At 28.1% G+C, this 19,667-nt stretch carries 22 protein-coding genes; 18 read left to right on the forward strand and 4 right to left on the reverse strand.

Features of this window, described 5'->3' with window-relative positions; all coding sequences use genetic code 11:
* The first annotated feature begins 28 nt into the window (after positions 1–28).
* The 7 genes from trxA to hydA all read left to right on the forward strand — a co-directional run bounded on the left by trxA (position 29) and on the right by hydA (position 5,182).
* A complete protein-coding gene (gene trxA, locus M4I33_RS09970; RefSeq protein ID WP_207729523.1) occupies positions 29–340 on the forward strand; it encodes a thioredoxin in 312 nt (103 codons plus the stop codon).
* A gap of 11 nt (positions 341–351) precedes the next feature.
* Positions 352–1,206, forward strand: coding sequence for an NAD(P)/FAD-dependent oxidoreductase (locus M4I33_RS09975; protein WP_257916646.1), 855 nt, complete (start codon positions 352–354; stop codon positions 1,204–1,206).
* A gap of 98 nt (positions 1,207–1,304) precedes the next feature.
* Positions 1,305–1,454, forward strand: coding sequence for a hypothetical protein (locus M4I33_RS09980; protein WP_257916647.1), 150 nt, complete (start codon positions 1,305–1,307; stop codon positions 1,452–1,454).
* Positions 1,455–1,671: 217 nt separating this feature from the next.
* Entirely contained in the window at positions 1,672–1,827 is a 156-nt protein-coding gene (locus M4I33_RS09985) for a hypothetical protein (protein ID WP_257916648.1), read from the forward strand.
* 102 nt (positions 1,828–1,929) lie between these two features.
* A complete protein-coding gene (locus M4I33_RS09990) occupies positions 1,930–2,580 on the forward strand; it encodes an alpha/beta hydrolase (protein WP_257916705.1) in 651 nt (216 codons plus the stop codon).
* A gap of 95 nt (positions 2,581–2,675) precedes the next feature.
* The gene (locus M4I33_RS09995; protein WP_257916649.1) at positions 2,676–3,719 is read left to right on the forward strand and encodes a hypothetical protein; all 1,044 of its coding nucleotides are present in this window, start codon (positions 2,676–2,678) and stop codon (positions 3,717–3,719) included.
* Between the two features lie 80 nt (positions 3,720–3,799).
* Positions 3,800–5,182, forward strand: coding sequence for a dihydropyrimidinase (hydA, locus tag M4I33_RS10000; RefSeq protein ID WP_257916650.1), 1,383 nt, complete (start codon positions 3,800–3,802; stop codon positions 5,180–5,182).
* 47 nt (positions 5,183–5,229) lie between these two features.
* On the opposite strand, the gene M4I33_RS10005 is transcribed toward hydA, so the two are convergent.
* Positions 5,230–6,801, reverse strand: a complete 1,572-nt coding sequence (locus tag M4I33_RS10005; RefSeq protein WP_257916651.1) for a DEAD/DEAH box helicase — start codon at positions 6,799–6,801, stop codon at positions 5,230–5,232.
* A gap of 231 nt (positions 6,802–7,032) precedes the next feature.
* On the opposite strand from M4I33_RS10005, the gene M4I33_RS10010 reads away from it, so the two are divergent.
* From M4I33_RS10010 to M4I33_RS10020, 3 genes are all read left to right on the forward strand, one after another.
* Positions 7,033–7,686: a deoxynucleoside kinase gene (locus tag M4I33_RS10010; RefSeq protein ID WP_257916652.1), complete on the forward strand. Its 654-nt coding sequence runs from the start codon at positions 7,033–7,035 to the stop codon at positions 7,684–7,686.
* Between the two features lie 382 nt (positions 7,687–8,068).
* A complete protein-coding gene (locus M4I33_RS10015) occupies positions 8,069–8,518 on the forward strand; it encodes an NfeD family protein (protein ID WP_257916653.1) in 450 nt (149 codons plus the stop codon).
* The gene (locus tag M4I33_RS10020) at positions 8,512–9,453 is read left to right on the forward strand and encodes an SPFH domain-containing protein (protein WP_194190054.1); all 942 of its coding nucleotides are present in this window, start codon (positions 8,512–8,514) and stop codon (positions 9,451–9,453) included. Before M4I33_RS10015 ends, M4I33_RS10020 begins: the two co-directional genes overlap by 7 nt.
* 359 nt (positions 9,454–9,812) lie before the next feature.
* Here M4I33_RS10020 and M4I33_RS10025 read toward each other — a convergent pair whose 3' ends face one another.
* Complete coding sequence (locus M4I33_RS10025) at positions 9,813–10,628, reverse strand: hypothetical protein (RefSeq protein ID WP_257916654.1); 816 nt, start codon at positions 10,626–10,628, stop codon at positions 9,813–9,815.
* A gap of 296 nt (positions 10,629–10,924) precedes the next feature.
* Here M4I33_RS10025 and M4I33_RS10030 point away from each other — a divergent pair, with 296 nt between their 5' ends.
* The 8 genes from M4I33_RS10030 (at position 10,925) to M4I33_RS10065 (ending at position 17,442) form a co-directional block, all read left to right on the forward strand.
* Positions 10,925–11,734 (forward strand): amino acid ABC transporter substrate-binding protein, encoded by an 810-nt coding sequence (locus M4I33_RS10030; protein ID WP_257916655.1) that lies wholly within the window; start codon positions 10,925–10,927, stop codon positions 11,732–11,734.
* Positions 11,735–11,736: 2 nt separating this feature from the next.
* Positions 11,737–12,378, forward strand: a complete 642-nt coding sequence (locus M4I33_RS10035; protein ID WP_257916656.1) for an amino acid ABC transporter permease — start codon at positions 11,737–11,739, stop codon at positions 12,376–12,378.
* A 12-nt stretch (positions 12,379–12,390) separates the two neighbouring features.
* Positions 12,391–13,059, forward strand: a complete 669-nt coding sequence (locus M4I33_RS10040; protein WP_257916657.1) for an amino acid ABC transporter ATP-binding protein — start codon at positions 12,391–12,393, stop codon at positions 13,057–13,059.
* A gap of 77 nt (positions 13,060–13,136) precedes the next feature.
* Positions 13,137–13,544, forward strand: coding sequence for a hypothetical protein (locus M4I33_RS10045; protein WP_257916658.1), 408 nt, complete (start codon positions 13,137–13,139; stop codon positions 13,542–13,544).
* Positions 13,545–13,663: 119 nt separating this feature from the next.
* Positions 13,664–14,086 carry a flavodoxin gene (locus M4I33_RS10050; protein ID WP_257916659.1) on the forward strand — a complete coding sequence of 141 codons (423 nt, stop codon included), beginning with the start codon at positions 13,664–13,666 and terminating at the stop codon, positions 14,084–14,086.
* A 20-nt stretch (positions 14,087–14,106) separates the two neighbouring features.
* Complete coding sequence (locus M4I33_RS10055) at positions 14,107–14,724, forward strand: DUF3793 family protein (protein ID WP_257916660.1); 618 nt, start codon at positions 14,107–14,109, stop codon at positions 14,722–14,724.
* Between the two features lie 289 nt (positions 14,725–15,013).
* Positions 15,014–16,615 (forward strand): ClC family H(+)/Cl(-) exchange transporter, encoded by a 1,602-nt coding sequence (locus M4I33_RS10060; protein ID WP_257916661.1) that lies wholly within the window; start codon positions 15,014–15,016, stop codon positions 16,613–16,615.
* A 74-nt stretch (positions 16,616–16,689) separates the two neighbouring features.
* Positions 16,690–17,442 carry a nuclease-related domain-containing protein gene (locus M4I33_RS10065; RefSeq protein ID WP_257916662.1) on the forward strand — a complete coding sequence of 251 codons (753 nt, stop codon included), beginning with the start codon at positions 16,690–16,692 and terminating at the stop codon, positions 17,440–17,442.
* A 68-nt stretch (positions 17,443–17,510) separates the two neighbouring features.
* On the opposite strand, the gene M4I33_RS10070 is transcribed toward M4I33_RS10065, so the two are convergent.
* Positions 17,511–17,870: a single-stranded DNA-binding protein gene (locus M4I33_RS10070; RefSeq protein ID WP_257916663.1), complete on the reverse strand. Its 360-nt coding sequence runs from the start codon at positions 17,868–17,870 to the stop codon at positions 17,511–17,513.
* 72 nt (positions 17,871–17,942) lie between these two features.
* Positions 17,943–19,454, reverse strand: coding sequence for a bifunctional UDP-sugar hydrolase/5'-nucleotidase (locus M4I33_RS10075; protein WP_257916664.1), 1,512 nt, complete (start codon positions 19,452–19,454; stop codon positions 17,943–17,945).
* Between the last annotated feature and the right edge of the window lie 213 nt (positions 19,455–19,667).

Here is a 19,667-nt window from a genome sequence, read left to right on the forward strand (position 1 = left end):
CCTGTGGGGGTATAAGGAGGAATAAAAAATGAAAATAGTATCAGATGTAGATTTTAACAGTGAAGTTATGAATAATAGTGGAGTAGTTTTAGTAGACTTTTTTGCTACTTGGTGCGGACCTTGTAAGATGATAGCTCCAGTTTTAGAAGAATTAGATAACGAAATGTCAGATGTAAAATTCGTTAAAATCGATGTAGATCAAAGCCCAGAAACAGCATCAAGATTTGGAATACAAAGCATACCAACTTTAAAAGTTATAAAAGACGGTAAAGATGTTGATACAGTTGTAGGATTCTTACCAAAAGAACAAATTAAAGCGCTTCTTTCAAAACATATCTAATAGGCAAAAATATGGATGAAAGATATGATATAGCGATAATCGGAAGTGGGCCAGCTGGATTATCAGCTGCATTAAATGCAAAGATAAGAAATAAAAAATTCATATTATTTGGAAATAAAAATTTAAGTGAAAAACTACTTAAAGCACCTAAGGTAAATAATTATTTAGGATTTCCTTTAGGTACAGGAGAAGAACTTTTAAATAATATGAAAGAACATATAGATAAAATGGGGATTAAAGTAGTTGAAGAGAGAATAAATAACGTTTATTCTATGGGAGATTACTTTACCCTTATGGTAAATCAAAAGATGTATGAGGCTAAATCTATAATTTTAGCGACAGGAATAGAATACACAAGACCTTTAGAAGGCGAAGAAAAATTTCTAGGGAAAGGTGTAGGATACTGCGCAACTTGTGATGCACCTTTATATAAGGGCAAGGCTGTTACAATAGTTAGTTACACTGAAGAAGGTGAGGAAGAAGCAAATTACGTTTCAGAACTTGCAGGTGAAGTAAATTATATTCCTATGTATAAAGGTGATTACAAATTAAATGATAAGATAAATATCATTTCTGAAAAACCTTCAAAAATTATAGGTGAAGATAAGGTTTCTAAATTAGTCTTAAGAGACGGAAGAGAAATATCAACTGATGGAGTGTTTATGCTAAAAAATGCTGTACCTCCAACTCAATTAGTTCCAGGACTAGAAATAGAAGATGGACATATAAAAGTTGATAGAAAAATGAGAACAAATATTAAAGGATGTTTTGCTTGCGGTGATTGTGTTGGTACTCCATATCAATACATAAAGTCAGCAGGTGAAGGAAATATTGCATCTCTTAGTGCAGTTTCTTATTTAGGATAACCTTAAAAAAAGTGTCAGAAAATCTGGCACTTTTTTTCTTGACATTAATATAATAAAGAGTATAATAGATTTTATTAAATAAAAAGGAGGGAGAAAAAATGAAAAACTACAGAGAAATATTTATAAACAAAATTACTTCTTTATCAAAAGACGTAGGAGTTTCAAACGCTGAATATTCAAGAGCAAGCTTATACAATTTAAATCTTCTAGAACTAAAAGAATTATCAACTCGCTTAGAAAGCAAATAGAGAGGAAAAATTATGTTAGTCTATAAAGAGATGTAAAAAAGGTAGTTATATTAATTAATAACTATCTTTTTTTATTTTTAAAAATCTAAAACTAAAGATATAATAAATAAAAATTAATTGTTATTAAGAAATTATAAATAATAGTTTTAAAACGCCGTAAAGTATAAAATAAATAGTATAATTAATATTAGTTATTTTTAATGCGGAGATGATAAAATTGATTTATATATTAGTAATAGTAGTTTTTATTTCATTTATCCTTTTGATAGTAGAGTATGCTTTTAAGCAATCTATTTTAGCTAAGAGAAAAGATGAGAAAAAGGCTATTGAGGTTTTAAAAAGAAGAGGATTATATGATAATGACTTAGAATAAGTATTAAATTATAAAGGTGTAGAAGAGATAGAATTAGAATCAAATGATTATATACCTATAAAAGGATATCTTTATAATTTTAATAAGGATTCTAAAAAGTTTATAGTATTACTTCACGGCTATAGCGCAAACCATTACATACAGATGCCTTTTGTAAAGATGTTTAAAGATAGAGGTTATAATGTACTTATGATTGATAACAGATCGCACGGTAAAAGCGGAGGGGAGTTTGCAAGCTATGGTAAGTTTGAAAGTGAAGATTTAGATTTATTTATAAATATGCTTTTAAATAGGTTTGGTGATGATATATGGATTGGACTACACGGACAATCAATGGGTGCAAGTACAGCTATTATTTATGCTAACAAGTACGGAAAGGTTAACTTTGTTATTTCAGATTGCGGGTATTCAGACGGAAAAGGAATTATAAAGTATCAACTTAATGAAAAGAGCAAGTTACCAATGTTCCCTTTTTATAATCTATTAAATAATAAGGTTATAAGAAGGTGTAAGTTCAGTTTTGATGAAGTATCGCATATTAAATACATAAAAGAAAATATAACTCCTATTATGTTTGTTCACGGAACTTCTGATACAACAGTCCCATATAAGATGAGCGAAGATATGTATAAGGTTCGAAAGAATGAAAAGGACAAGCTACTCCTAGTAGAAGATGCAGAGCACATGATGTGTTATGCCAAAAATAAAGAAGAATACTTAAAAACTTTAGATGAGTTTTTAAGCAGCGTATAAAGATAGAGGCTTTTAAAGGCCTTTTATTTTTCCTTTCTTATTGACATATTATGTAAAATTTAATAAAATTTAATAAAAGGGTTATGGAGGGATTTATGAAAAAAAGTTACTTGATTATTTTTGTTATTGTTATTATTTTTGGATTTGTAGGTTCAGGATACTTTTTTGTTTCTTCAAAAAAGGCTTCTATAGAGGAAGATAGTAAGGCTTTCCAAACTAGAATAAATGAAATAACAGATAGGTTTAATAAACTTATAATGACAAAAAGTGAAAACGATAAATATAATAACTTTCTTGATATCTCAAAAGGGATAATTAAAGATGAAACTTTTGAAAAAGAAGATATTTTAGTAAAAGAAATGAATAACTTTTACGATGAGATTAAAGAGAAGAACTTTAAAGAATTTAATAAAGAATTAGAAGATTTAAAAAAAGTTAATTTAAAAAGTTTAAGTGATAAAAATAAAGAGCAGGTTACTAATATTTTAGAGAATGTTCAAAAAGCTATAAATGAAAGTGATTTTATTTTAGCAAAAGACCTTATAGAAAAATTCAAAAATGAAGTAAAATATGCAAAAGAGAATAAAGATAATGAAGAAGTTAGAAAGTATTTAGATTTAGCTGAAAAGAATTTAAATGATGGTAAGATTATAGAGGCAAATAAAGAACTAAATAATATAGATTTTGAAAGCCTTAATAATGAAAACAAAGCAATCTATAGTGAAATTAAAGAAAAGTTAGATAATATAACTGCATTAGTTAATATTAGTGGAAAATATAAATACGTTGAGTTAAGTGATAAAAAAGCACCTAAATATTCTGTAGAATTAGAAGTTAAAGCAACCAAAGACGGAGATATCACTATAAAAGGAATCGAGAAGCTAGTAAGTGAAATCAAATCAGTAGAAGGTGAGTTTATCCAATTAGAGGATCTAACTACAGAAATGATAGATAGCGGAAAAGCTGTAATTAAAGAGTATGATATAACAGGAAACTTAAAAAAGAAAGATGGTTCAGTAGAAGAGTTTACAGGAACTATAAAAAGGTCTAGTGAAGAAAAGAGAGAAACAGAAATGGTAGTATTTGATAACTCTATAGAACTGAATTTGTATGGTAGAAAAATTATATTAAAGAAATAAAATACAACTTATGACTCCTCTTTATTTTATGTGATAAAATAAAGAGGAGAATTATTTTAATAACGAAAGAGGGAATTTAAATGGGAGTGTTAATTAAAAATGGAAACGTTGTAACTGCATCTGATAGTTACGTAGCTGATATTTTCATTCAAGACGGTATTATTAAAGAAATTGGGTTAAACTTAGAAAAAGAAGGAAGCAAAGTAATAGATGCAAAAGGGTTAATAGTTATGCCAGGTGGTGTAGATGTCCACACACACTTTGATTTAGACGTAGGCATAGCTATAGCAAACGATGACTTTTATACAGGTACAGTAGCTGCAGCTTGCGGGGGAACTACAACTATAGTAGACCATTTAGCTTTTGGTCCAAAGGGGTGCAATCTTTCACATCAAATAAATAAATACCATAGCTTATCAAAAGATAAAGCTGTAATAGATTATGGATTTCATGGAGTAGTGCAAGACGTAAATAAAGATATATTAAAGGAAATGGAATATATAGTAGAAAATGAAGGTGTGACAAGCTTTAAAATCTATCTAACTTATGATTACTTAATAAACGATTATGAAGCAATTAAAGTATTAAAAAAGTTAAAAGAAATAGGTGGAATAATGGCAGTTCACGCTGAAAATGATGGCGTGATTAAATTCTTAAAAGAATATTATTTAAATAATAATTTTAAATCACCTAAATACCATCCATTAACTAGACCAAATTTCTGCGAGGGAGAAGCTGTTAATAGGATGATAAATCTTTCAAGTATTATAGGGGGCGGACCTCTTTATATAGTGCACTTATCTACAAAAGAGGGCTTAGATTATATTAAAGAAGCTAGAGATCGAGGAGAGATAATTATTTCTGAAACTTGTCCTCAGTATTTACTTTTAGATGATAGTGAATACGATAGAGAAGATGCTTTAAAGTTTATTATGAGTCCACCTCTTAGAAAAAAAGATGATATAGAAGCTCTTTGGAGTGGAATAAAAGACGGCTTTATACAAGTGGTTGCAACTGATCACTGTCCTTTTGCTTATAATGGAGATAAAATGCTTGGAAAGGATGATTTTTCTAAATGTCCAAACGGAGCTCCTGGGGTAGAGGAGAGAATTCCAATATTATTTTCAGAAGGGGTTTTAAAGGGTAAGATAAGTATTAATAAATTTGTAGATGTATGTTCTACAAAACCTGCAAAACTATTTGGTTTATATCCTAAAAAGGGAAGTATTTCTGTTGGAAGTGATGGTGATATAACTATAATAGATCCAAATAAAGAAGTTACTATAGATATTAATAATCTTCATTATAACTGTGATTATTCTCTTTACGAAGGTAAGAAAATAAAAGGATACCCTGTATACACTATTTCAAGAGGAGAAATAATCTTTGAAAAGGGGAAATTTATAGGGGAAAAAGGCAGAGGCGAATTTATAAAAAGAAAAAGATGTGAGTATGAAATTTAAATAAAAAAAAGGAATTGCCTAAAATTTAGGTAATTCCTTAAGAAAAATTATTTTCTTTTTGTAGCTACTTCGATATTTACTCTTCTTCCGTTTAATTTTAAACCTGAGCATTTTTCGATGATCTTCTTGTGAACATCATTTTCAACAGATACAAATGCAAAGTTTTCAAGTATATCGATTTTGTTTATTTTAGAACCTTTAACTTTTGATTTTTCAGTTAAGAAGCTTAATAATTTTTTAACTGTTAATCCGTCTCTTTTACCGATTGAAAGGAATAATCTTAAATCCTCTTCTTTTGGTGAGTTTAGAGAGTCGCTTTTGTAATCAAAAGACATTTCGTTATCAAATTGCATTTTTAATAAAGCTGCTATAGCATCAACTGGATCAAAGTTGTCTGCTATGTTTTGAGCTAGTGGTAAATATTTTTTAAATGCTTTTTCTTGTAATACTTCTTCGATGCTTGAGTATTTATCCATTAACTTTTTATCAAGTATTTCGTTAACAGTAGGTAATTCACATTTAACTATATCACCTTTAGTTACTCTTTTGATATCTTTAATCATAGCTCTTTCTCTAGGAGTTACGAATGAAATAGCAGTACCTTCTCTGTTAGCTCTTCCTGTTCTTCCGATTCTGTGAACATAACTTTCAACATCTTGAGTTAAATCGTAGTTTATAACGTGAGTTATACCATCTACGTCTATTCCTCTTGCAGCAACGTCTGTTGCAACTAATATATTTAAAGCACCTTCTTTAAATCTCTTTAAAGTTTTCATTCTGTGCATTTGTGACATATCTCCGTGCATTCCTTCAACAACGTAGTTTCTAGATTGCATTTCTTGAACTAATTCATCAACACCTTTTTTAGTTTTACAGAAGATTATAGCTATTTCAGGTGCATCAAAATCTAATACTCTACATAAAGCTTCGAACTTATTTTTGTGGTTTACTTCAAAATAGTTTTGCTTTATTTTAGATGCAGTCATAGTTACTTTTTTAATTTGTATATGTTTTGCATCTTTTTTCATGTAGTTATTAGCAAGTTTTTTGATTTGTGGTGGCATTGTAGCTGAGAATAAAAGTGTTTGTCTGCTTTCAGGTAATTCGTTTATTACGCTTTCGATATCCTCAACGAATCCCATGTTTAACATTTCGTCAGCTTCATCTAATACTAAGAATTGCGCTTCACTTAAATCAAGTTTTCCTCTTCTTATAAGGTCTAAAACTCTTCCTGGAGTTCCAACAACAACATCAACGTAGCTCTTTAAAGCTTTGATTTGTCTTTGGATTGACTCTCCACCATATACAGGAAGTATATTAGTTTTTTCATATTTAGCTAATTTTTTTAATTCTTCGTAAACTTGGATTGCAAGTTCTCTAGTTGGAGCTAAACATATAGCTGAAACTTTTTTTCCTCTTTGTATATTATTAAGAAGTGCGCATCCAAAAGCAGCAGTTTTACCAGTTCCTGTTTGAGCTTGACCTATAAGATCAAATCCTTCTACAGCTACAGGAATACTTTCAGCTTGGATTGCTGACGGTTCTTCGTATCCTAAGTCATTTATCGCCTTTAATATAGACGGTTTTAAGTTTAAGTTTTCAAATTTTATATTATTCATTAAAAATTCCCTTCGTTTACTAAATTTTTTATATTAAGATCTGTAATATCATTTTTTATCAACTTACTAAGTATACAGTAAAGGTATGGTGCTTGTAAAGGAAAGTATTATAAAAGAATAAATTGCAATTTTTGGAAGTCGCTCAAAAGACTATTGACGAAAAAGGATATAATTTGTATTCTTATATCTAGACAAAATGTTAGATACAAAATTGTAAAGGATAGGTGAGTTATGGTGATAGTAGTTGGTGGGATGATCGGACTTGGCAAAAGTTCAGTAGCTAAGATTTTAGGGGAACATTTTAATTCAGAAGTATTTTATGAAAGTGTAGATGACAATCCGATTTTACCTTTATTTTATAGTGAGAGTGAAGAAGAGATAAATAAAAAAAGATATCCTTTTTTATTACAATTATATTTCTTAAATACTAGATTCAAAAGTATAAAGGATGCGTTATATCATAATAATAACGTTTTAGATAGATCGATTTATGAAGATTGGTACTTTGCTAAAAAGAATATGGAACTTGGAAGAATTTCAGAACTTGAAATGTCAATTTACGAAAATCTTCTAAATAATATGATGGAAGAACTTGAAGAACTTCCTAAAAAATCACCAGATGTAATGGTATATTTAAAAGGATCATTTGAAACAGTTTTAAATAGAATTAAATTAAGAGGAAGAGAATTTGAAATAGATGATGATTTAAAAGATTATTATGAGTTCCTTTGGAAAGATTATGATAATTGGGTAAACAATCATTATAAGGCTTCTGATGTATTAATAATAGATATGGACAAGATGGATGTAGTTAATAATAATGAAGATAAAGAAGAATTAATTAGATTAGTAAAAGAAAAAGTAAATGAAGTAAGATCAAGATAAGGGACAAGCCTTTTAATAAAAATACCTCACAAAGTTTAGTGAGGTATTTTTTTTCTATATAAGAAAATTACACTTCTATTTTAATTCTTTATGATTTTTATATGAATATAACTAATAAATATAGAGAACTATTTGATTATATCTACTTATTAATTCATATAATTTTTAAAGTAAGAGTGAAATTAACTTATTTAATAGAATTTATTAGGAAAATATATGAAATAATTAGAAAAATAAAGTAAAATAGAGATAAATAGAGAAACAATAACTAAATGGTATTAAATAACCTTTAAAAAGTTAAAAAACAATTTGTTTTATGATTAAGTTTATCTTATAATATGATTATAGTAAGATTTACTAAAAAAAATAAGGAGGGATGGTAATGACAGCTACTGTATGGATGGTTATAGCTGCAATTGGAGTAGTTTTAGATATTATTACAAGTGCATTTTTGTTTGTATGGTTTTCAGTCGGTGCATTAGGTGCAATAATTGCAAATCTTGTTGGACTAGAATTTACTACACAGATAATTGTATTTATAGTGATCACAATTATTTCCTTTGCTATAGGGTATCCTGTTTGTAAAAAGAAATTTAAAATAGGAAAGACTACTACAAAAACGATGGAAGAAACCTATATCGGTGAAGTTATAGAAGCTACATCTGATATAGAAAAAGGAGAAACTAATGCAAGAATAAAAGTATCAGGAATATACTGGTCTGGCATTAATTTAGGGGGAGAAATTAAAAAAGGAAGTAAATTTAGAATCATTGGAATAAAAGGAAGTAAATTAGAAATTAGAGGATTAGAGGAGGAAGAAATAATATGGTAGGAACAATTGCATTGATTGTAGTGTTGTTATTAATTCTTATAGCAATAGTATCATCAATAAAAATCGTAAACACAGGATATGTATATATAATTGAAAGGTTTGGGCAATATCACAGAACTTTAGAACCAGGTTGGCATATGACAATTCCTTTTGCAGATTTTGCAAGAAAGAAAATATCAACTAAGCAACAAATAATAGACGTGCCACCACAAACTGTTATAACAAAAGATAACGTTAATATATCAGTAGATAACGTTATATTCTATAAAGTAATAAATTCAAAAGAAGCTGTTTATAATATTGAAGATTATAAAGCAGGTATTGTTTATTCAGCAACTACTAACATAAGAAATCTAATAGGTAATATGACACTTGATGAAGTTTTATCTGGTAGAGATAGAATAAACCAAGAGCTACTTACAATAATTGATGAAATAACAGATGCATACGGTATAAAGATTTTATCAGTTGAAATTAAAAATATAGTACCTCCAACTGAAATTCAAAATGCTATGGAAAAGCAAATGAGAGCAGAGAGAGATAAGAGAGCTATGATCCTTCAAGCAGAAGGTGCTAAACAATCACAAATAGCAAAAGCTGAAGGTGAAAAACAAGCAAAAATCCTAGAAGCAGAAGCTCAAAAAGAAGCTCAAATAAGAAGAGCTGAAGGTTTAAGGGAATCACAATTACTTGAGGCTGAAGGTCGTGCCCGTGCTATAGAAGAAATAGCAAAAGCTGAATCTGAGGCTGTAAGAAAAGTAACAGCTGCTATTATTGAATCTGGAACAGATGAAAGAGTTATTGCTTTAAAACAAGTTGAAGCATTAAAAGAAATGGCAAACAGCCCAGCAAACAAACTTATCTTACCAAACGAAACACTTTCTTCACTAGGTAGCATTGCAGCTATTGGTGAAATGTTAAAAGGTGAAAAATAATAAATAATATTTTTAAGCACCAAGCAAATAAGCTTGGTGCTTTTTATCTGTAGGAAGGTATGAAAAATGAATTTAAAAGGTTAATATATTAAAGAGTTTAAGGAAGTAAAAATATATGACTAAAAAATGAGGCTTTAGGTAGGTAATAGTTATAAACAATAATTTGAAATTAACTACACCATTGTTACGAGATATTGTTGGTACAAGGGATTTTCGCTATATAGGGTTAAATTTTTGATGTTTTGGACAAGTAAAAATTATTAAGACAAGCTATATAAAATCAATAAAGATATACAAGCAGTAATACTAAGGACAAGCCTATAAGAGATACTTAAATTAAGGCTATTTCATAAGGAGGGTTAAATGATTTTTACGCAAAAAATAGAGTTTATTAAATTTGATAAAATAGTATGTTTTTCATAAGATCCTTCATAAATATAAACAAACCAATTCAAATAAACTTGCAGATACTTTGTAGCAACACTTCTAAATTTTTTAAGCCATCTTCTTAAATTCAATATAAAGTCGGAGCAATTATTAAGTAAAATTTCGCCTTCGACTTTAGAAATTTTTAATTCCTTCTTTTTATGAAGAGCGTAGTTTAATTTTTTTGATACAAGATAAGAAAACCTATCTTTTCCGGGTAAAAAGTAAGTATTAAATACAGGGTTAAATGAATCCATTAAATTATCTATAGATTCCTTTGTAGGACTCATAGAATCAAAAGATATCTTAGCTAGGGAATAATTATTTTTATTAATTGTTGTAGCTACAAAGATATTTTTTCTTTTAGAAATGGTGCATACAGGGGGAGTCTTTTGCCCCTTAAAGTTTTCTAAGAATTTAGTATGCCTTATGGCTGTAACTATATGAGTTCTTCTTGAATCTGTGTAAGTCCCAATATGTTTTAATATTTTATGCCTCCATCTAAAAGAAGTTTCTATGCAAATGTTTAGTCTATAGGCACAATCTCTTATAGTAGATCCAGATAGCATAAGACGAGTATATCTATCCCAAAGATCTACACTCTTTCTACTGTTATGCCAAACAAGCCCTGTTCCTTCGTTAAAGGTTTTAAGACAATCCTTACATTGATACCTTTGAACATTTCTATATTTTCCATATTTAATAAAGTGTTTTGAATCACAATGGGGACAAGTATATGTATGTACCATAAGTTCACCTCGAAAATTTTAAGTTTTTTGAATTATTATGATTATGGACATAAAAAACTGCATTTATTCAGTGATATTTATTAAAATACCAACAAAGAAGCAAAACAATGTTGTAGTTAAAGTTAGAAATTTTTAAAATGTTATGAATAGGTAGGGTGGAATAAAAAGGAAATAAATAAACTGGGTTGTTTAGCTTTTTTTAGTTTTAAAGAACATAAATATATAGTTGACTTCTGACATAAATAAAGCTTGACTTTATTGCTTTAGCGAGTTAAAGTAATAAAGAGGTGATGTGAATGAAGAAAGTATTAAGCGATCTAGTTATATGGTTAATTGCATTTATATTTTTAGGAATTGTAATTCATTTTTTAAATTTAGATAATAGAGAAAAAAATAAAGATTTATTAATAATAGGTTATGATGATACTTTTGTTCCTATGGGGTTTAGAGATTCAAAAGGGAATCCAGTAGGTTTTGATATAGATTTAGCTAAAGCGGTATCAAAAGCAATAAATAAGGAAATAAAGTTTCAACCTATAGATTGGACTATGAAAGAAACAGAACTTAGAAACGGAAATATCGATTTAATTTGGAATGGATATTCTATAAATGATGAAAGAAAAAAAACGGTGGCTTTTTCTAACCCGTATTTAAAGGATAAACAAGTTGTTATTACTAAGAGTAATAGAGAAATAAATTCTTTAAAAGAATTAAAAAATAAATCAGTTGGGGTACAGGCTGCATCAAGTGCTATGGATGCTATAAGTAGTGATAAAGATTTATTAAATAGTATAAAGGGCGGGGCTCCCATTTTATATGAATCAAATAATGATGCACTTATGGATTTAGATTCTGGAAGGATAGATGCTGTAGTTGCAGATGAAGTGTTAGCAAGATACTACATGAATAAAAGAGGAAAAGACAAATACAAAGTTTTAAAAGAAGATTTAGAAGAAGAAACTTATGGAGTCGGTATTAGAAAAGATGACAAAGAATTATTAAATGAAATAAATTACGGACTAAATCAAGTTATTAAATCAGGAGAGGCTAAAAAAATATCAGAAAAATGGTTTGGAGAGGACCTAATTTATAAGGGGGAGAGTTAAAGATGAATATGATAAAAGAGTTATTACCTCAAATAGGAAGTGGACTAACTGTAACCTTAAGTGTTTTTATATTAACCTTAGTAATATCAATACCTTTAGGAATAATAGTTGCAATAGGAAGAATAAAAGGAACAAATATAACTAAGAGATTAATAGATTTGTATATTTTAGTTATGAGAGGAACACCTTTACTTTTACAAATAATATTTATATTTTTTGGACTACCTTTATTAGGGATTAAATTTAGTAGATTTACTGCAGCTATTATAGCATTTGTTTTAAACTATGGTGCGTATTTTGCAGAGATATTTAGAGGTGGGATTGAATCTATAGATGAAGGTCAAAGGGAAGCTAGTAAAGTTCTTGGAATAAGCGATGCACAAATGTATAGAAGAATAATCCTTCCACAGAGCATAAAAATAGTATTGCCTTCAATAGGAAATGAAGTTATTTCATTAGTTAAAGATACAGCACTTGTATATGTAGTTGGACTTGAAGATATACTTAGGGTTGGAAAGATTGCAACAAACACAGATGCATCTTTAGTACCTTTGTTATTAGTTGGAGTTATATATTTAATATTAGTTTTAATTATTAGTTTAGTATTCAAAAAATTAGAAAAGAGATATAGTTATTATAAATAGGGGGAGAGTTTTATGTTAAAGGTAGAAAAGTTATCAAAAAGATTTAAGGATAAAGAAGTATTAAAAGATTTAGATTTAACTATAAATGAAGGCGAAGTTTCTGTAATAGTTGGAAGGTCTGGAGAAGGGAAAACTACACTTTTAAGGTGCATAAATGGCTTAGAAAAATGTGATAGTGGAGATGTTTATATAAATAATAAAGCATTTTGCACAAATGGAAACTATATAGAAGGTAAAGATTTAATTAGTGTAAGAAAAGAACTAGGAGTAGTGTTTCAAAATTTTAATTTATTTCCTCATATGAGCATTTTAGAAAACATAATAGAAGCGCCAAGTAGAGTTTTAAAAATTAGTAAAGAAAAAGCTATAGAAGAGGGAGAAAATATCTTAAAGAGTCTTTCTTTAGAAGAATTAAAAGATATGTATCCTTGTAATTTGTCAGGGGGACAAAAGCAAAGGGTGGCAATAGGAAGAGCTTTAGCTATGAAGCCTAAAGTAATATGTTTTGATGAGCCAACATCAGCTTTAGACCCTAAAACAACTATGGAAGTTAAGGATATTATAAGAGATTTAGCAAAAGAAGGTATTGCAATTATGATAATAACTCATGATATGGAATTTGCAAAAGAAGTATCAGATAAAATATATAAATTAGAAGACGGGAAATTAAAAATAATCTAAGAAGAGATTCTTAGGTTATTTTTTTTGTGTTAAATATTGGTATAATAAACTTAGGGAAAAATTTAAAGGAGGTTATTATGAAAAGATGGGGTAAATATTTAATTTTAATATTATCAATAGCAGTTATTTTTTCTTTAGTTAATTTATATAAAGTTAGAAATCAAAATAAAGAATTAGTTAAATGCGTATCATATGATATTAAAAACAATATTAAGATTTTACTAGAATATAATAAAAATGATAATACACTAAAAGATTTAAGATATTCACTAAAAGATAAATTATATTATTTATATAATGAAGATATTATAAAGGATATTGATTTTGGTGCCTTTATTTCAAATTTAGAAAATTTAAATCCTATAGAGATAAAATTAAAAGAAAAACAGGAGTTTATTAATAAACATTATATAAATGGCATAAGAGATGATAATCTTAGCATTTTACTAGATGATTTTAATAAGTTAATATATGAAAATATTTAATATAAGTAGATAGAGACTTTCTATCTACTTTTATTTTTTTATAAAATATTGACAAAAAGAAAAACTAGTATTATTATAAATATAAATGATAATCAATTTCAATAAAGGAGTGAAGAAAAATGAAAATTAATATAATATATTGGACTGGTTCAGGAAATACAGAAGAGATGGCAAAGCTTATAAAGCTTGGTGCAGAAGAAGCTAAAGCATCAGTAAATTTATTACCTGTTGATAAAGCAACAGAAGAGGATGTAGTAAATTGTGATATTTTATGCTTAGGTTCACCAGCTATGGGAGCTGAAAATATAGATGAAACTGAAATGGAGCCTTTTTTAAATACGGTATCAGATAAATTATCAGGAAAAGATGTAATCTTATTTGGTTCTTACGGTTGGGGATCTGGGGAATGGATGACAACTTGGGAAGACGATATGATAGATAAGGGAGTAAATCTTTTAGAGAGAGAAGTTATAGCAAATGAATTTCCTGAAGGCGATGACGCTGAAAAATTAATAGAACTTGGAAGAAAAATAGGAAAATAATATTTAAGGAGTTGTAGAAGATGGAAAATAAATATAAAAATTTTTATAAGATACTTAGTGAAATGGATGAGAGTATGCGCTTTAAAAAATTCATGCTATTTATGTTAGCACCAGTTGTAGCAGGGTATAAACCATCTTCTACAATAACTTTAGTTAAAAAGAGTAATGATTATTTTGAGTGGAACAAATCTAAAGAAGAGCTTTTAAAAGAACTAAATCTTAATTATATAGTTTTAAGGGAATGCAGTGAAGCTAAAATAATATTAGTATTTAATGAAGCAAAACTTAGAGAAAGATTAAAAAACAAAGATAATAAGAACTTTTTAGAAGGTTTAAATTATGATCTAAGTCTAGATATTTTTGAGATACTTTTAAAGTTAAAAGAAAGATATAATCTTTATCATTGTCCTCATGAACTTGGAATATTCCTAGGTATTCCAGTTGAGGATGTTAAAGATTTTATGGAATGCACTGAAAAGAAATGTTTAGCTTGTGGTTATTGGAAAGTTTATAATAACTATGATGAAGCTATAAAAACATTTAATAATTATAATTTAGTAAAAGACAGAGTTATTAATCTTGTGAATAATAATAATGATTTTATAAATATAGTAAAGGAAATAAAAGGTGCAGCCTAAAAAAGCTTAGATTCTTCTAAGCTTTTTTTCTTTTTGGAAAAGGTGCTATGTAAATAATGCATAAATATTCTAAGTTAATATAAAATTTACAATATAAAAAATAGAAAGAACCTAAATATAGAGTATCATAGAGTAATAGAGAATAAATAATAGGATATCTCGGTTAAATTATATTTAAGAACAAATACTTAAATTTTAGGTCCATTATAGAATGTAACCAATTTTTTATTGCAAAGGATAAGATATATAATATTAAGTGGATATTTTCGATTTTAGGAAGGGGAAAAACATGCAGGATAAAAAAGATAGCACCATAGAGGTTATGAAAGTTCGAAACAATCTTAAGTTAAGGCTTATTTTTGAATCGATTTGCATTGGATTATTTGCAGGACTTATTATGGTACTAAATAGAGTTTTAATTGATAAAATGCTCCCAAAGATGACCTCAATATATGAAGGCGCTAAGGGAAGTATATGGAATATTGCACTTGTGTTTGCGGTATTAATCATAATGGGTTATATAGTTGGCGTTATGGTAAGAAAAGACGGTATGATTTCAGGAAGTGGTATCCCACAAGTTGAGGGCATACTTATGAGAAGGTTTGAAGTTAACTGGTTAAGAGTACTTATCTTGAAATTTCTAGGTGGAACTATAGCACTTGGTGCTGGGTTATCACTAGGAAGAGAGGGCCCTTCAGTTCAAATGGGGGCGTCTATCGGGCAAGGTTTCTCAAAGGTATGTAATAGAAGTAATATAGAAGAAAAAATTCTTATAACAAGTGGTGCAGCAGCAGGTATTGCTGGTGCTTTTAATGCCCCACTTTCAGGAGTTATTTTTGCACTAGAAGAAGTTCATAAAAACTTCTCTCCGCTTGTTTTATTATCTGCTATGGCATCATCAATTGTAGCTGACTTTACTGTAAAGCAATTTTTAGGGCTTGGGCCTGCTTTTGGATTTAATGGGATATCAGCTCTGCCTTTAGGATATTATTGGCTTTTACCTATACTTGGTATAATAGTTGGTTTTTCAGGGATGATCTTTTGCAAAGGTATTTTAAATACGCAAGACATCTACGATAAATTTAAAAAAATGCCGACAGAAGTTAAGGTAATAATACCATTTATTTTAACTGGAATTATTGGAATGACTTTACCTATATTATTAGGTGGAGGGCACGGACTTATAATGAGTATATCAGAAGGCGGATATACTATTAAAATGCTTATTTTATTATTAGTAGTAAAATTTTTATTTACTATAATAGCCTTTGGTTCAGGAACTCCTGGGGGAATATTCTTCCCACTTTTAGTTTTAGGAGCTTTAGTTGGAGATATTTTTGGAATATTAGTTTGTAAAGGCTTAAAAATTCCAGATGTTTATATACTAAACTTTATAATTTTTGCAATGGCAGCTCATTTTGCAGCCATAGTTAAAGCACCTATTACAGGGATTGTATTAATTACAGAAATGACAGGATCTTTTGAGCATCTATTAGCATTAACAATAGTTGTAATTGCAGCATATGTTACAAGTGATTTACTTAGAAATGAACCTATATACGAAAGTCTTTTAGAGAGAAGACTTAAAAAGTGTGGAGACAAATGCGATGATGAAAGCTGCAAGGCTTACGTTAAGAAAACTCTCCTTGAACTTGCAGTATTTATGGGAAGTCATATAGAAGGAAAGAAAATTAAAGATATAACATGGCCTAGAGACTGTTTAATAGTCGCGATTAAAAGAGGCGGAAAAGAAATTATTCCAAAAGGTAATACTGAAATAATTGCAGGGGACTTTATTGTTGTTTTAGTAGATGATAATAAGGCTGCTGACGTTTTAGTAAGACTTCAAGAACTTTCTACAGAAGTTAATGTAATACAAAATGATCTATAGTGACATAATAATAGAGGATTAGAATATTCTAATCCTCTATTTTATTTTTCTTTTATAAAGAAAGGAGCATTTTTATGGCATTACTAGTGACTAAGGAAAATATTAAAAAAGGAAGGGACTTTAATAATTTTGATTTTAATTCCTTTAAAAATATAATAGTTTTTTTAATAGTACTTGCAATTATATACTTTTTAATTGAGGTTACAGGGGTTAAATATCATTTTGGAACTCATTCTGACATAATTATTTTAGTTTTAGCACTGGTTGGAAGTTATATGTACATAAAATATGCTTACATACGTGATGTTAAAAAGCTAAGAGATATAAAAAAGATACAAAAAGATATTGGAAATTCCAATTTAATTAATGCATTAAGTGACTTAAATGATAGTTTTTATATTTTAAAAAATGTAAGCTTTAAAGGAAAAAGAAGAATAATAAATATTAGTCTTGCTGTTCTTTTTGAAGAAGGTATAGTATTTATAAACGAAGAAAAATATAAAGGGGAGGTTCAAGGGGATATTTTAAAAGAAAAATGGAAACACATTAGTAACAACAAAAAAAGAGAAATAGATAATTTGTTTAAATTAAAAGATAGAAAAGGCGAAGAATTAAATTACATATTAAAAGAAAATAATCACAAAATAAATATCTACAGCATTCTTTTATTTGATGAAGATACTAAAATTAGTATAGCTGAAAATAAAAATAACAGGGCTTTTAATAATTATAAATATTTAATAGATTGGATTTTATCTTTAAAAAAACTAGAAAAAAATAAAATCAAATTTGATGAAGTAATAGAAATTATAGAGGAATTAGTTTAGGTATTGTAATTAATTTTAGCAAAAAAGGATATTGCAAAAGCAATATCCTTGTAATTTTAAAAGAAAAATTATAAGTCGTCAGATGAAGCGAGTTTTAAATCAGAGGCTTCAGCTTGAGGCTTTTTCTTTTTACCTAAAAATTCGAATTTTTCACAAACTATATTAGTTTTATAAACTGTTTCGTTATCAATGTTTTGATATTTGTCACGAGTTATATAACCTGTGATACAAATTGAAGAACCTTTTTTGCAAAAATTGCAAAAAGTTTCAGCATCCTTTTTGAAAATAACAAAAGGGATAAAGTGAGTTGTTTTTCCTATTGTATCGTATACTGCGATAACATTTCTAGAGTATGGTACATTATTTTCTTTAGAGTATAGTAATTCTGGATCTCTAGCTAAATTTCCTGATAATATTATTTTATTCATAAAAAACACTCCTTAAGTTTTATTTCCTTAAGGAGTCTAACCAAATTTAGATTATTTATACAAACAAATGTTCTAAAGTTTAATGTTATAGTATTTTGACTTATCAACTTTTACATTTTTATGTTTTGAAAAATACTCAATTATAATCTCTGGCATCTCAATTAAAATCTCTTTTACAGTTTTAGAACCAGAATAAAAATCATAACCTCCAGCACCGCTTGCACGATAATTATTCATAACAAGGGTTATTTTATCAGTATCTTTTAAAGCCTCACCTTTAAACTCTAATTTAGAGATTCTATCTAAGCCAGTTTTATTTAAATCAAATTCATATTCTATATTTGAAAAATAATCATAGTTATAATGTTCAGTTTTAGGTTTTAAGAAAGAATCTGAAATTACAACTTTATCGTTATCTTTAGTTAAATAATTTGAACTTCTAAGAAGACCCTTCTTTAAAGTTAAACCATCTATTTCATAAACAACAAGAGTGTTTGGGTAAACGTAAGTTGAAACAATATCACGAACAGTTACATCTTTATTAAACCCTTTAATTGAGTTTGCAAAAGAAGTACAAGATACGTCTGCCTTTGAAACTTCTAGTTGAACTTGATTTATAAAGTTTGCAAGGTAAGAACCTTTTAAAGCCATATCTAAGTGTGATGCTTTATTTAGTGGAATATCTAAAAATCCAACAGGTTCATCAAGCCAAGATTGTATTTTGTTTTCTAAAGGAAGTAATTTATCAAAAATATCTTTTTTAGGTGATGAAACAGGCTCTTTTAAAGATGATTCGATTTCTTTAACACCATTTTCAAGTTTTAAGTTTAATTCTATAAACTTTTTTCCGTGTTGCGGAGTTTGGACTACGTATGTGTCATTTATAAGACTACCTTCAATAGGAAGGTGCTGATGACCTGTAAGTAAAATATCAAAATCTAATTCTTCTGAAATTCTATAGGCTACATTTTCTTTAGTAGTACTTAAAGTCTTTTTAGTTTCAATATCCTTTTCAAAACCACCGTGATAAAAACCAATTAGTATATCTACTTTATCTTTTAAAAGATTAGAATATTTTTTTGCAGATTCAAAGGGGTCTGAAATTTCAAAGCTTTCAATGTTTTTAGGGTTTTCCCAAACGTTAATATATTCAGTAGTTAAACCTATTAATCCGATTTTTAATCCATTAGGTAAAACCTTAATATCATAAGGCTTTATAGGAAGAGTTCCTGTTTTATCTTTTATATTTGCTAAAAGGCAAGAACTTTTAAAAGTATTAAGATACTTTTTTAAATAATCAAATCCATAATTAAAGTCGTGGTTTCCAAGAGTTATATAATCGTAAGAACCACTATTTAATACTTCACCTATAGGATGAGATTCAAATTTAGATTTAGAAAGATATGTTGTAAATGGAGAACCTTGAATAGTATCTCCACAATCTATAATTAAAGTATTAGGATCTTTTTTAAATGAATTAATAACATTTAACATACCAATATTTTTAAATGTTTTATCAGTATAATCAGTTGGATAAACAAATCCATGCATATCTGATGTAAAATAAATTTTTAAATTTTTCATATAAACACCTCTAATAAATTATACCAAATTTCGCAATAAATTGTTAATAAATCTTCAAATATCTAATTGATAACAGAAAATGTCGTAAAAGAGTAGGGGGAAGAGGCAAATCCTTTAATATTCTTAATAAAGCTTATTAACAGATTGATAGTAAAGGTGAGATAAAGTTATAAATTTTAATAATAATTCAAGTAGATTAAATAAAAGTGAAAA

The organism is Clostridium sp. LY3-2, from assembly GCF_024705715.1.
In the GTDB taxonomy this organism is placed as follows: domain Bacteria; phylum Bacillota; class Clostridia; order Clostridiales; family Clostridiaceae; genus Clostridium.